Source organism: Phytohabitans sp. LZ39, from assembly GCF_059359075.1.
Genome location: NZ_JCADBM010000005.1, coordinates 284,321 through 297,052, shown reverse-complemented (window position 1 = coordinate 297,052; position 12,732 = coordinate 284,321). Strand labels below are relative to the sequence as shown.

Below are 12,732 nucleotides of genomic sequence, written 5' to 3'. Positions count from 1 at the left end.
CCGTCCAATACGGATCCGGGCTCAGTGGATCGGGCCCGGAGGTGACTGGATGTACCACATCTGGTTGTAGGAGTTCCATTGGACGCCGGACGTGACGCAATCCCATTGTTGCAGCCGTGCTTGCTGGCCTGGCTGGCCGGAGGAGGAAGGCGCTTCCAGACACCTTCCGGTTTGGCGGTTTACGATGGTCCTTTTCCACTCGGCAGCCCAGACGCCGTGCGCGGGGATCTCCACCCACCGGATGTACCACTCCGCCGGCGCGTAGCCGGCATCGCAATACGGGTACTGGATGATCGGCGTGCCGTTGACGTAGGACCCCGACCGCCAGTCGAGCATGAGGCATTGGTTCGAATGCCGCGCCCTGATGCGGAAGAAACCGTTCCCGCTGTCCAGCAGGTCGAACTCCTGCGAGGCGCTGGTGTTGTTCGGCCACAGGAAAACGCCTGTGTAGGGGTCGACGGACGCCCACATGACGTCGGCCCGAAGGCCGTTGCCGACCATCGCGATCTCCTGTCTGAGCGTGTCAGCCGCGTACGCCGGTGTCGGTGTGATCGCTGCCGAGAGGGTGATCGCCAGAGCCGCGGCCAAGCTGAGAGGTGCGACCCTCCTGAAACGTTTTCTCATCCTCTCTCCCTTTCAGTCGGAATAGCCCGTGACCCGCCATTGGTCAAGACTCCTTCTGCCGGAACACGGCTACCTCGGTGAGCGTGGCTATGACGCGGATAGTTGAGCGTCGGCCGGCGGCCCAGAAAAGCAGTCCCGGAGGCTGGCACGGTTGCTTCGGTACTCCTGGTGGTTGGTAACAAGTCAGGGGAGCAAGCGCGTGGCCAGATACACCCGATCCGGGGATCGACACGGCGGCGGAGTGCTCTGATGGTGGACGTATCCGGGCGACCTCCCACGTCCCCTTGGATTTCAACACCGTGTTCACAAATCGCTGGAGTTGACGATGAACGACGCCCACCGCAAGAGCGGCTACGAGGTCGCCACCAATGGCGAGGCGCGCCCCGGTATCTACCAGCTGTATGGCGAGAAGAGCGGGCACGGACGCTGCGACGCCGCATGGATGCCAGTCGATCGTGCCGAGTTGGGAGACCCGCCCGCTCGGCGCCCGGCGCGCCGGCGAGCGGTGGTCGCCCTGCTGGACAGCGGCGTACGTGAGCATCCCTGGCTGCTTGAGCGGGGCGGGGAAGACTTCGTCCTCGACGCTCCCGGGTGGGAGGAGGCGCGCCCGAACGCCATGCCAAAGTTGGCCAAGGTAGGCGATCAGGAGAACTTCGGGAGCCACCTGGGCCACGCCACCTTTATCGCCGGCATCATCCGTCGGGTCGCGCCCGATGCCCAGGTGTTGTCGATGAAGGTGATGGACGATCAGGGCAAGGTCGACGAGAAAAACGTGGTAGCCGCCCTAGAATGGCTGGTCAAGTATCCGGGGACAGTTGACGTCGCGCTGCTGGCCTTCGGCCGCCGGATCGAAGATGGGGACGATACGACCGCCGAGGCCGAACAGACCAGGGAAGGTATCGACAACTTGGTCCGACGTGGTGTCCGGATGGTGATCTCGGCTGGTAACGGCGGCACCGATGAGCCGGTCTTCCCGGCCAGCTACGCGCGGGTGGCCGGGCACTCCACCGGCATGGTCGTGAGCGTCGGCGCGGGCCTATCGGCCACCTTCCCGGAGGATTACAGCAGCCGGGGAGGGTGGGTCACCGACTGGCGACTCGCCGGCGACATCGTCAGCACCATCCCCCTGACGCCGGGCTCCAAGGAGGAAACACAGGGCAAATCGACCGGGGAAGGCTACGGGAAATGGAGCGGCACCTCCTTCGCCGCCGCCATCGTCGCCGGCGAATTCGCCGCGCAGGTGGAAACCGTCGTGTAGGCCACCAGCGGCCCGTACCATTTGGCCCATGTCCACGGTGAACCGGGCCGACCGCACCGCATGGCTTGCCGCCTGCCTGGATCGCGCCCGCGTGGGGGATCAGACAGCGCTCAACGACATCGTGATGGTGCTCAATCCGTTGTTGTGGCGTGTGGTCCGAGATCAGGGGCTCGGCGTCGAAGAGGCGGCCGACGTCGTGCAGACGACGTGGATGGAGTTTCTGCGCCGGATGGACGAGATCCGGTCGCCGCAGGCACTTGCGGCCTGGCTGGTCACAGCGGCCCGACGGGAGGCGTGGCACGTGCGGGGCCGGGCACGACGCGAGATGGCCGACCCGCATACGGTTCTCGACGAGGTGCCCGACCCGCAGCTCCCGCTGGACGAGCGGCTGCTGTCCGACGAGCGTGACCGGAGCCTATGGCGACACTTGCAGCAGCTAACCCCCCGCTGCCGTGAGCTTCTGCGCATCGTCGCCCACGTCGAGCGGCCCAACTACGACGCGGTGGCCGAAGCGTTGGCGATGCCACGGGGAAGCATCGGCCCGACCCGGGGCCGTTGCCTGGCCAAGCTGCGAGAGCTTCTGCTGGCCGATCCTCTGTGGAGAGAACGATGACCGATCCAGCCGCCCCGCTAGACGAGGTCGACTTGTCCATTCTGGACCACATCGCGGCCGTACACGGCAAGCTCGACCCACCGCCCGCCGACCTCGACGCACGCGTACGGTTCGCCCTTTCGCGGCCGGATCCAGACGTGTCCGAGTCGGTCTGGGAGTTCGAGGTTGCCCGACTCGTCGAGGAGGTGCCGGTCGGCTCCGGCGCCCGGGCCTCGGAACGGACCCGGACAATTACATTCGAAGCGGACAGTCGCACCGTCATGATCACCATCGTCGGGCGGCTGGACGGGTCGGTCCGGCTGGAGGGTTGGCTGGCGCCAGCCGCGCCCTTGCGGGTCGAGTTGCGCCTCCCCGAGCCTGCCCCGGCCCAGACGGCGCAGGCCGACGAGGTCGGCCGGTTTGTCTTCGACGAGGTGGCGCGAGGGTTAGCGCAGTTGCTGGTCCATCCGCCGGATGACACGGTTCCGCGCGTCGTCACGCCATCGCTGGCCCTGTGAGCTGATGGCGCTCGCCAGTCACGTATCGGCGACGGCACAGCGGATCGAGAAGGCACGTCGGCTGCATGCCGCCGCCATGACGTCGAGCGACCACGGGCGGCCGGCCACCGCGATCCGCCAGCTTCGCACCGGCCTCGCCCTGCTCGCCGGCGGCGACGGCGGTACCGCGGACGAGATCCGGGCCCGGCTGCTGTTGAGCCTTGCCTGGGCCGAGTCCGAGCGAGGGCGGGTCGAGCTCGGACTGCGGCTGCTCGACGAGGCTGAGGTGGTGATGGTCCGGTCCCAACGACCGATCCTGCTGGCCCAGCGGGCGCTTCTGCTGAAACGGCGCGGCCGCAACGACCTGGCCCTGCGCCACTACGACGATGCGGTGGCGCTGCTGCGCGAGCGCGACCACCCGCTCGACCTGGTCAAAGTGCTCAACAACCGCAGCCTCGTACACCTCGAGGCCGGCCGGGTGACGCAGGCCCGGGCCGACCTGCGCCGCTGCGGGCAGATCGCGGCCCGCCATGGGCTCGCCTTACACCTGACGATGAGCCGGGTCAACCTCGGTTGCATCGACATCGCGGCCGGAGACCTGCTCTCGGCACTGCGCCGCTTCGCCGAGTGCCGCGCCGACTACGAGACGATCGCGCCCGGCCGGCTGCCGATCCTGGCCGTCGAAAACGCCCGTGCGCTCGTGGCAGCAGGGCTGTTCCGCGAGGCCGACGGGGAGCTGGCCTGGGCGATCGAGGCCGCCGCGCGCCAGCGGCTCAGCCATACCTATGCCGATGCGATGCACGCGCGCGCCGAAGCCGCGCTGCTGGCCGATCGGCCCGTGGAGGCGGCGGCGTTGGCCGAACGGGCCCGTGCGCTGTTTCTGAGCCGGGCCAACGCGCGCCGGGCCGGCCTGCTCTCGTTGCTGCGGCTTCGGGCCGAGGCGGCCACGACAAACAGCGCCGTCGGGCACGCCGCGCTGGCCGCACGGGCGCAACGGCTGGCGCGCCGGCTCCGGCCGCTCGGGTTGGTGGAGGACGCCCGCGTCGCAGACCTCGTCGCCGTGCGCGCTCTTGTCGCGGCGAGGCAGCCGGCTCGTGGCGCGCGGCTGGCCCAGCGACTCGGAAGGCCGGGTCGGGCCGAACGTCTCGACACCCGCCTCGTGCGGCGCCTCGCGCTGGCCGAGCTGGCCCAGGCCGCCGGGCGCCCCGGCGAGGCGAGCAGGCAGCTGCGTGCCGGGCTGACCGCCGTGCACCGGCACCGCACCCAGTTCGGCTCCTTCGATTTGCAAACCGGAGCCTCCGTACACGGTCGCGACCTCGCACGGGCCGGCCTGGCCCAGGCACTGGCGCAAGGGTCGGTGCCGGCGATCTACCGATGGTCCGAGCGGGCGAGGGCGCAGGCACTGTTGCTGCCACCGGTGCGGCCGCCCGCCGACCCTATGGCCGCGGCCGCCCTGGAAGAACTTCGCCAGCTCCGGTACACACTGCGGGACACTGAACTGGCCGGCCGGCCGACCAGCGGCCTACGGACACGGATTGACGCTCTACAACGGACGATCCGGGAACGGAGCTGGTTAGCCCCCGGAACCCGGTCCGGCGCCGGGCCGGCACTAGCCTCGCTTGGCGAACTCAAAGATCAGCTCAGCGACGTGGCGCTGGTGATCTACCTGCAAGACGGCCAGGCACTGCGCGCCCTCGTTCTCACCACCGGCACGGCCACGGTGATCAACCTCGGCAGCTACAACGCGGTGGCGGAGACGGTCGCGCGGCTCCGGGCAGACCTCGACGCCCAAGCCGGACGCGCCCTACCAGCACGCATGGCCACGGCACTGGCCACCGCCACTCGCTACGACGCCGCCCGCCTCAGCGCCGCGATCCTCGACCCGCTCCTGCCCCACATCGCAGACCGGGCACTTGTCGTGGTACCGACTGGGGCGCTTGCGACGGCCGCCTGGTCGGCTCTGCCAGCCGGGACCGGCCGGCCAGTCACCGTCGCAGCATCGGCCACCGCCTGGCATACGGCCCGGCAACGCCGACGTCGCATCCAGCGCGACGCCCGGGTGCTGCTCGTGGCCGGCCCCGGCAACGACCGTGGCGAAGCAGAGGTAGACGCAATCGCCGCACTGTATCCCGATGCGACCGTCCTCAAAGGAGACTCAGGCACGCCGGCCGCCACCATGGCCGGCCTCGGCCACGCCTCGCTCGCGCACCTGACAGCTCACGGCCACCATCACCCCGAAAACGCCCTCTTCTCCAGCCTCGACCTCGCCGGGGGGCCACTGTTCGGCTACGACCTCCACGACGGCTTCGCTACCCCAGACACCGTCGTCCTGTCCTCCTGCGATCTGGGCTTAGCCGAACTCAGACCCGGCGACGAGCCACTCGGCCTGGCGACAGCCCTGCTCGCCGCGGGGACCGCGACCGTGGTGGCCAGCGTCGCCCGGGTCGCCGACCACACGGCGATGGAAGTGATGGTGCGCTACCACCAGCGAGCGGCAACGGGACAAACGCCCGCGGACGCCCTCGCGGCCGCCAACCTCGCTACTGGGTTCATCTGCCTTGGCGCCGGTTGAGGCAATCGGCGCGGCGGCGGGCGATCCGTGAAACGCGACCGCCCACCGCCGATATCAGCCGCAGCTCAGATCAGCCGCCAGTGCTGCTGCGGAACTCCGTCACATGTCCATTGCTTGACGTTGGCGCCGTTGTGCGTGTAGGCGTTGTCCACGTCCAGACACTTGCCGCTGTGCTGAGCGCGCAGCTGGTAGAAGCCACCCCCCACAGCCTCCAGCGCCCAGCGCTGCTGCGGAACCCCGACGCAGTCCCACTGCTTGACGTTGGCGCCGTTGTACGTGTAGGCGTTGTCCACGTCCAGACACTTGCCGCTGTGCTGAGCGCGCAGCTCGTAGAAGCCGCCACCCATGTAGGCCAGCATCCAGCGCTGCTGCGGAACCCCGACGCAGTCCCACTGCTTGACGTTGGCGCCGTTGTACGTGTAGCCGTTGTCCACGTCCAGACATTTGTCGCTGTGCTGCGCACGTACCTCGAAGTACGGCGCTGCGACCGCTGGTGCTGCCGGAGCGACTGCGAGCAGCCCAACGACCAACGCTGTAACCAGCGCCCACCGGCCTGCTCTACCTGAAATCCGCACGAGACCCCCTCGATCCACCATCGACCGTCCGCCTCTCCGGTGGCTACCGGCGGCGTCGGTCCGCTACCGCACAAGGGATCGCAACCAACCGCGAGATACATGCCAGAACGTTGGCCCTGCATCTTCCCAGCTGCGATGGCGTACTCCCGTTCCACGAGCTGGGCGAAGTCTTCGGCGTGAGCAGCGAGTGGGTCAGACGCAGGTCGAGTGAGCCGAAATATTGGCGGGATCGGGTGGCCCGCCGGGGACTGCGTGCACGTAGAGAACATTCGTTAACTTCGATGCATTTGGGACCTGAGCCTGGCGTGTCCCCATAGGACTGTTCTACCGTCGCGGCATGGTCTCGCGTCGATCGGTTCTCGGGGCGCTCCCGCTCGCGGCCGCTGCCCTTACCGCCGCCCCAGGTCATCCCCGCCGGATCGGCGGATCGTCCACGGCGACGGACCCGCTACGCGTTCCGCCCGATCCGGCCACGACGCAGGCGGCCGCGACCGCGGTACGCGGCTTCACGGCCGACCTCTACCGCAAGCTGGCGTCCACCCGTGCGGGCGGCAACGTGGTGTGCGCGCCGTACTCGGTGGGACTCGCGCTCGCGATGACCCGGGCGGGCGCCGGCTCGACGACGGCGGACGAGATGGATGCCGTGCTCCACGCGCCGTATCCGCGGCCGGGTGCGCTCGACAGCGGGTTGAACACCGTCGATCAGGTGCTCGCCGGCCGATACCAGGACGGCGACGGGATCAAGCAGCCGCGGCTGACCACGGCCAACGCTCTGTGGACACGGCTCGATCTGGGCCTGCGCGCCGGGTTCCGGGACACCCTGGCCGGCTACTACGGTGCCGCGCCGCGCCCGGTCGACTTCCGCGGCGCGCCGGAGGTGGCCCGCCACGAGATCAACACCTGGGTGTCCGACCGGACCAACGCGAAGATCCCGGAGCTGTTGCAGGCCGGCGTCCTGAGCCCCGACACCAGCCTGATACTGACCAACACGATCTACCTCGTCGCGGCCTGGAAGTACCCATTCAAGGCGACGGCCACGGCGGTCGGGGCGTTCACCCGGGATGACGGCAGCGTCGTCGACGTCCCGATCATGCGCGGGCCCTTCGACAGGATGGGCTACCTCGAGGGGGACGGCTGGCGCGCGGTCGACGTGCCGTACGCGGGCGACGGGCTGGCCATGGCCATCGTCATGCCGACCCGGGACAATCTCGCCGCGGTCGAGGCGAGTCTCGACGCCACGTGGCTGGGCGCGCTGCTGACCGGGTTCCAGGTGACCGACGTCCAGCTGCGCCTGCCACGGTGGACGTTCCGCCTCCCGGCCGAGCTGGGTGCCGCGCTGGCCAGCCTCGGCATGCCTACGGCCTTCACGTCACGGGCCGACTTCACCGGCATGAGCACCGATCCGGCCTTGTGCATCGACGACGTTGTGCACGAGACGTTCATCGCGGTGGACGAGAAGGGCACCGAGGCGGCAGCCGCGTCGGCCGTCATCGTCCGACCGCCGTCGATCCCGCAGGGCCCGCAGTTCTTCGTCGACCGACCGTTCCTGTATGTCATCCACGACCGGTTCACCGGCGTACCGCTGTTTATCGGCCGGGTTCACGACCCGCTGGTCACCGGCGCGGCCTGACCGCACCGCGATCAGCCGCTCCAAAGATCTCCGGACGTGTGTCGGGATGGCTGTGCTTCCGATTCGTGATCGTGTGGGCAACACCTTGGTCGACTTCCGGTTCCTCGCGGAGAAGGACCTGGGGCAGGTGCCCATGCCAGCGTCGTTGGTGGTTGCCACTTACGCGAATGCCGTCCTAATGATCTTCGATAGCTGGCGAAAGCAGTGGGAGCTGCCGGGCGGACGGCGTGAGCCAGGTGAGACGGCACGCCAGACCGCCGTACGGGAACTGCGCGAGGAGACCGGCATCGACCTGCCGAGCCTTACCTTCGCCGGCGTGGCCGAGTTCGTTCTGGCGAGGCCGAAGCGCCGGGAACTCCTCGCTGTCTACCAGGTTCACCTTGAGCTCATGCCCCGGCTGACCGTGAACGAGGAGGCTCTGGCCTTCAGGTGGTGGCCTCCATCGGAGCTCCTGAGCCACGACATGAGCCCACTGGACGCGGAGATCGCGCGACGCGTCGTCCACTTTCGCCCACCTCACAGCTGACCGCAGCAGCTCCCAACGCCCTTGGGATGAGAAAGTCATCGCGCGCGGCGGTACCAGGAAAGCGGCGACGGAGGCCACGCCGACGTAGGACAGAAAGCCGACGGTGCGTGCCCTTTCGGTGGGCGTAGCTTCCGATCACGGCGGCGAGGTAAGAGGATTGCCTACGTCGGGTCGGAAAGCAGAGCGCCAGCGGGCGGCCCAACAAACCGGCGCCGGAGGAGGCAGGCCGTGGACCAACGACAGTCCTGGATGGACGGGCCCACGTACGACTACCGTGGTCGGCTCCCGGCACGGCCGGTAGGCACGGCGACCGTACCCGTGCCTGGGCTATGGCTTCCCGCCGGCATCCGGCCACCAAATCTGCGTACACCGACAAGTGTGTACCGGCGCCCGCACCGACCGGGGCGTGCAGCGTGAACCGACCTACGGCACGGTGAAGGACACCGACGTGCCTCTCCCGCCGCCAACCGCCGCGTCATCTGTCCACTGTGGGCGGCCACGATCGCGAGCCGAGCTCACCTCGCGGCCGCCTCGAGAAGTTGTAGGGCGAGCGCCTGGAGTTCCGGTCCAGCCTTGTCGGGGCTGCCGGTGTCGAAGGGTGGCGCGGGGTCGTACTCGACCGCCAGTTGTAGTGCCTGGGCCACCCGATCGCCGGCCAGTTTCGCGGCCAGGTGCAGGGCCATGTCGATGCCGGCGGACACTCCGGCCGCGGTGATGATTTTCCCGGACTCGACGAAGCGGCCTTCGGTGAGGACGGCTCCGAAGGTGTCGCGCAGGTACGTGCGGGAGGCCCAGTAGGTGGTGGCGGGTACGCCGGTGAGCAGGCCGGCGGCGCCCAGGATCAGGGCTCCGGTGCACACCGAGGTGGTCCAGGTGGTGCGCCGGTGGATCCGCCGTACCCAGTCGAGGGTCTCGGCGTCGTCCATGGCGGCGATGACACCCCGGTTTCCGGCGCCGGGGATCAGCAGGACGTCGGCGTGCCCTACCTGGCGCAGGGAGCGGTCCGCGACCAGTCCGAGCACGCCGGTGTCGGTGCGTAGCTGCCCGGCCCGTTTGGCCACGGTGAACACGGACGCGTCCGGTACCCGGGAGAGCACCTCGTATGGGCCGACGGCGTCGAGCGCGGTGAGGCCGTCGTAGAGCAGGATCGCGATCCGCGGACCCCGTCCGGTGGCGGCCGCTGCCGGGGTCGCCGCGGACAGTCCTAACCCGACACCGCCCAGCGCCGCCGCGCGCAGGACCGTACGCCGTTCACTCATGCTGGTTCCTCCCGAGAAATCGACTGGATGGACAAGCGGGTCTACCCGCGGGCAACGGCTGCCCGGCGGGTGATGAGGGTGGCGGCGACCGCGGCCGCGGCGACGAGGATGGCGAGGGCGAGGGCTGCCTGTGGGAGGCTGGCGGCGCCGGTGTCCGTCGGCGCGGCGGGCGCTCGCGCCGCCGCTCCGGGCTGGGGAGCGAGGATCGCTCCCGTGGCGATCAGGCTCGGTGCCGGATGCTCGTCGCCGGGTTGCGGGTCGGTCCACTGGTACTGCTCTTTGTTGGCGCAGCGTTGCACGGTGGGGAAGCGCAGTGGCTGGCCGATCGTGCCGGTGAGCCGGGTGACAAGGGAGAACGCGGCTTCGGCGCCGGCCTTGAGCCCAGGGCCGGTCCAGGCGATGCGACCGGGCTCGGTGGTCGCCTTCCAACCCGCGGGTTGTTCGGTGCGGGACGGCGGCGTCGCGCCGGCGGGAAGCGAGACGATCAGTTCGGTGGTGGGTGAGTCGCCGCAGCCGTGATCGAAGGTGAAGGTGAGCGTGGTGCTGCCGTCGCCGTTGGGTTGTGCCTTGGCGAGCAGGACGTGCGCGGCCGCGGGGGAGCCGGCGAACAGCAGGGCGGCCACCGCGGCCGCCGCGATGACGGTCAGTCGTCCGGTCCGGCGCTTCACGAGATCTCCACAGGGATCTGGGCGATCGGGTTCTCGTACTTGGACGTGCGCACGCTGACCTCGATGATCCATCGGCCGGGTAGCGGGAACTCGGCGACCGCCTCGTAGCGTCCCGGGGCGGTACGCGAGACCGGGCGTTCGAGCGGTCCGACGTCTCGTGCGGGCAGGCTGAAGCTGAGCTCGGGGGCCGCGATCGGTTCGATCGGGCGTTTGCCGGCGTCGAGGATGTTGAGCTGGAGCGAGTTGACGCCGGTGGTGCCGGGGGTGAGCACGACGACCGCGCTGTGGTCGCCGAGCTGCGCGGTGAGTTCCACCGATGCCGGGCGGTCCGGCGGTGTGGACGGGTCGGTGCTTTCCTGGACAGGGCTTTGGGTGACCAGGACGCCGGTGGTGGCCAGGACGGCGGCGAGCAGGCCGGCCTCGGCCCGTACGGTGCGGCGCAGCGCCGGCCATGCCGGGCCGGTGCTCTGCTGCGGCGTGATGCGCGGAACGAGGCGATAGCGGTTCCACGCGGCGATGCCGAGGATCACGGCGACGAGACCGACCTTCACCAACAGGGCGGCGCCGTAGGTGGTGCCGAACAGGGCGGACCAGGAGCGGATGATCCGCCAGCCGAGCAGGACGCCGGTCAGGGCGAGGCCGGCGACCAGCCACGCGGCGATCCGGGAGAACCCGGCGACCACCGTCGCGGCCGCGCCCGCGGTCGCCTCGGACGAGGGCAGCAGCAGTAGGGTCAGGCCGATCAGCCCGCCGAGCCAGAGGGCCGCGTTGGTGACGTGAAGCAGGTCGGCGGAGAGCACCAGAGCGGCCGGGCCGAAGGTGCGGGTGTGCCCGGCCAATGCCAGCGATCCGACGGCCAGCGCGGCGGCGGCCGCGCCCCCGGCCGGCGTGTACCGGGGATGGGTGTCCGCCCGGGCGACGCGGACGGCGAGGAACGTCACGGCAAGGCCCACGGCGGCCAGTAGGGCGGTCAGCGTGGTGTCGCTGCTCAGGGCCGTCCGCCAGGTCCCCGGCTCGGCGAGCGCGTCCAAACCTCTGCCGTCCTGCCAGGCGACCACCACCGGCAGCGCCACGACGAGGACGGCCAGGGTGGCCGGTACCGACCAGCGCAGGACGGCGTAGACGCGGCGGCGTACCAGGACGGTGCCGGAGGAGCCACCCGCCCGGGGCAGCAGCAGCAGCGCGAAGGCGGCCAGGCCGGCAGTGCCGAGCACGCCGGCGTAGCCGAGCGCCTCGGTGACCTGCCTGGTCAGGCGGACACCGCGGCTGGGTTCCGGGACGGTCGCGACGTCGATGCCGGTCGCGGTGGGGGCACCGATGGCGAACGTGAGACCGCCGGCGACCGGGTGGCTGTCCGCGGAGATCACCCGCCAGGTGATCACGTAGCTGCCGTCGCCGAGTCCGGGCGGCACGGTGAGCACGATGCGGGTGTCCACGGTGCGTACTTCCGCCGGCTGTTCGGTGCCGGCGGCGTTCAGCAGCCGGACCGCACCGGTGCGGACCTGGACCGGTTCGTTGAAGGTCAGCGTGACCTCGGCCGGCGCGTCCGGCAGGACCGCACCGTCCGCCGGGTCGGTGCCGAGCAGGGCGGCGTGCGCTCGGGCCGGGGCCGCCGGCCCGAGCGCCACCAGCAGGCCGCAGAGCACGGCACCGGCCAGGCCCACCAGCCGGGCCAGCGGGCGTCGGGCAGCGACCGGCATCAGGCCGTCGTGTCGCGGGACTTGGTGAGGGTCGGGCGCAGGACCGCGAACCCGCCGAGCAGCAGACCGAGAATGCCGACGGCGAGCGCGATCCAGCTCACTGTGCTGGTGCCGCCGCTGTCATTGTCACCGGTGTCGCTCTGGGCGCTGGTCAGTGCCGTGTTGGCGTTCACGGCGGCCTCGTCGCCCTCCTTGGCCGCCTCGGTGACCTTGAAGCCGGGAGCCGGGTGCTCGAGGTCGTCCGGGTTCTGCCCGGTGGCCGGCACCTGTACCCAGGCGGTCTCGCCCTTCTCACAGGTCTGCACGGACGGGAACACCAGCGTCTCGCCCGGCGTGTCCGGCAGCTTCAGCGACAGCTCGAACTTGTCCCGCATGTCGTCGGGCAACGGTGCCTTCGCGGTGTAGACGACCTCGGAGACGCGTTGGGTGACCTCGTTACCGTGGCTGTCCTTGACCGGCGGGTTCAGGTCAGCCATCACCTTCCGCACCGACCAGTTGGTGTTGACCGTCGGCGTCACCGCGATGATCTTCTCGGGGATCTTGATGGCCACCTTGGTCGTGCCGGCGCCGTCGCAGCCGTGCGGCACCGATACGGTCAGCACCGTGTACGACCCGGCCGCGGTAACCGTCGGGCTGACGGTGACATGGGCGGCGGCCGGCCCGGCGGTCAGCAACACGACACCACCAACGAAAAGGCCGGCCGCACCGGCCTGCACGGTACGCCGCAACGCGGTCCTCATGACATTCAATCCTTCCGCCGGGGAGATGGGGATCCGGCTCTCGTAGTAGTCGGCACCGAGCCCGGAAAAGTTCCGACCGCCTCGACGCAGT

General features: G+C 69.9%; 12 protein-coding genes. 6 read left to right on the top strand and 6 right to left on the bottom strand.

Translation table 11 applies throughout. The features are described 5' to 3' along the window. Window positions 1-21: 21 nt before the first annotated feature. Window positions 22-624 (bottom strand): RICIN domain-containing protein, encoded by a 603-nt coding sequence (locus AC5L36_RS12875; RefSeq protein WP_441215693.1) that lies wholly within the window; start codon window positions 622-624, stop codon window positions 22-24. A gap of 325 nt (window positions 625-949) precedes the next feature. Between AC5L36_RS12875 and AC5L36_RS12870 the strand changes: the two genes are divergently transcribed. From AC5L36_RS12870 to AC5L36_RS12855, 4 genes are all read left to right on the top strand, one after another. Continuing rightward, entirely contained in the window at window positions 950-1,882 is a 933-nt protein-coding gene (locus AC5L36_RS12870) for a S8 family peptidase (protein WP_441215692.1), read from the top strand. A 28-nt stretch (window positions 1,883-1,910) separates the two neighbouring features. After that, the gene (locus AC5L36_RS12865; protein WP_441215691.1) at window positions 1,911-2,495 is read left to right on the top strand and encodes an RNA polymerase sigma factor; all 585 of its coding nucleotides are present in this window, start codon (window positions 1,911-1,913) and stop codon (window positions 2,493-2,495) included. Continuing rightward, window positions 2,492-2,992 (top strand): hypothetical protein, encoded by a 501-nt coding sequence (locus AC5L36_RS12860; protein ID WP_441215690.1) that lies wholly within the window; start codon window positions 2,492-2,494, stop codon window positions 2,990-2,992. Before AC5L36_RS12865 ends, AC5L36_RS12860 begins: the two co-directional genes overlap by 4 nt. 76 nt (window positions 2,993-3,068) lie before the next feature. Continuing rightward, complete coding sequence (locus tag AC5L36_RS12855) at window positions 3,069-5,543, top strand: CHAT domain-containing protein (protein ID WP_441215689.1); 2,475 nt, start codon at window positions 3,069-3,071, stop codon at window positions 5,541-5,543. A gap of 65 nt (window positions 5,544-5,608) precedes the next feature. Here the strand turns inward: AC5L36_RS12855 and AC5L36_RS12850 are convergent, their stop codons facing one another. Continuing rightward, entirely contained in the window at window positions 5,609-6,139 is a 531-nt protein-coding gene (locus AC5L36_RS12850) for an RICIN domain-containing protein (RefSeq protein WP_441215688.1), read from the bottom strand. 316 nt (window positions 6,140-6,455) lie between these two features. Between AC5L36_RS12850 and AC5L36_RS12845 the strand changes: the two genes are divergently transcribed. Both AC5L36_RS12845 and AC5L36_RS12840 read left to right on the top strand, forming a co-directional pair. Further along, complete coding sequence (locus tag AC5L36_RS12845) at window positions 6,456-7,748, top strand: serpin family protein (protein ID WP_441215687.1); 1,293 nt, start codon at window positions 6,456-6,458, stop codon at window positions 7,746-7,748. A 46-nt stretch (window positions 7,749-7,794) separates the two neighbouring features. Next, window positions 7,795-8,274, top strand: coding sequence for an NUDIX hydrolase (locus AC5L36_RS12840; RefSeq protein ID WP_441215686.1), 480 nt, complete (start codon window positions 7,795-7,797; stop codon window positions 8,272-8,274). Window positions 8,275-8,789: 515 nt separating this feature from the next. Here the strand turns inward: AC5L36_RS12840 and AC5L36_RS12835 are convergent. From AC5L36_RS12835 to AC5L36_RS12820, 4 genes are read right to left on the bottom strand one after another with little or no spacing between them, the layout of a single operon-like run. Beyond that, window positions 8,790-9,533, bottom strand: coding sequence for a DJ-1/PfpI family protein (locus AC5L36_RS12835; RefSeq protein ID WP_441215685.1), 744 nt, complete (start codon window positions 9,531-9,533; stop codon window positions 8,790-8,792). A gap of 41 nt (window positions 9,534-9,574) precedes the next feature. Beyond that, the gene (locus AC5L36_RS12830) at window positions 9,575-10,201 is read right to left on the bottom strand and encodes a DUF1775 domain-containing protein (RefSeq protein WP_441215684.1); all 627 of its coding nucleotides are present in this window, start codon (window positions 10,199-10,201) and stop codon (window positions 9,575-9,577) included. Next, complete coding sequence (locus AC5L36_RS12825; protein ID WP_441215683.1) at window positions 10,198-11,901, bottom strand: copper resistance CopC/CopD family protein; 1,704 nt, start codon at window positions 11,899-11,901, stop codon at window positions 10,198-10,200. Before AC5L36_RS12825 ends, AC5L36_RS12830 begins: the two co-directional genes overlap by 4 nt. Further along, window positions 11,901-12,641 carry a YcnI family copper-binding membrane protein gene (locus tag AC5L36_RS12820; protein ID WP_441215682.1) on the bottom strand — a complete coding sequence of 247 codons (741 nt, stop codon included), beginning with the start codon at window positions 12,639-12,641 and terminating at the stop codon, window positions 11,901-11,903. Before AC5L36_RS12820 ends, AC5L36_RS12825 begins: the two co-directional genes overlap by 1 nt. Window positions 12,642-12,732 lie beyond the last annotated feature (91 nt).

Excerpts from the sequence above, each read along its gene's own strand:
- AC5L36_RS12875 (WP_441215693.1), bottom strand. The coding sequence starts at position 624 with ATGAGAAAACGTTTCAGGAGGGTCGCACCTCTCAGCTTGGCCGCGGCT.
- AC5L36_RS12870 (WP_441215692.1), top strand. The coding sequence starts at position 950 with ATGAACGACGCCCACCGCAAGAGCGGCTACGAGGTCGCCACCAATGGC.
- AC5L36_RS12865 (WP_441215691.1), top strand. The coding sequence starts at position 1,911 with ATGTCCACGGTGAACCGGGCCGACCGCACCGCATGGCTTGCCGCCTGC.
- AC5L36_RS12860 (WP_441215690.1), top strand. The coding sequence starts at position 2,492 with ATGACCGATCCAGCCGCCCCGCTAGACGAGGTCGACTTGTCCATTCTG.
- AC5L36_RS12855 (WP_441215689.1), top strand. The coding sequence starts at position 3,069 with ATGACGTCGAGCGACCACGGGCGGCCGGCCACCGCGATCCGCCAGCTT.
- AC5L36_RS12850 (WP_441215688.1), bottom strand. The coding sequence starts at position 6,139 with ATGGTGGATCGAGGGGGTCTCGTGCGGATTTCAGGTAGAGCAGGCCGG.
- AC5L36_RS12845 (WP_441215687.1), top strand. The coding sequence starts at position 6,456 with ATGGTCTCGCGTCGATCGGTTCTCGGGGCGCTCCCGCTCGCGGCCGCT.
- AC5L36_RS12840 (WP_441215686.1), top strand. The coding sequence starts at position 7,795 with ATGGCTGTGCTTCCGATTCGTGATCGTGTGGGCAACACCTTGGTCGAC.
- AC5L36_RS12835 (WP_441215685.1), bottom strand. The coding sequence starts at position 9,533 with ATGAGTGAACGGCGTACGGTCCTGCGCGCGGCGGCGCTGGGCGGTGTC.
- AC5L36_RS12825 (WP_441215683.1), bottom strand. The coding sequence starts at position 11,901 with ATGCCGGTCGCTGCCCGACGCCCGCTGGCCCGGCTGGTGGGCCTGGCC.
- AC5L36_RS12820 (WP_441215682.1), bottom strand. The coding sequence starts at position 12,641 with ATGAGGACCGCGTTGCGGCGTACCGTGCAGGCCGGTGCGGCCGGCCTT.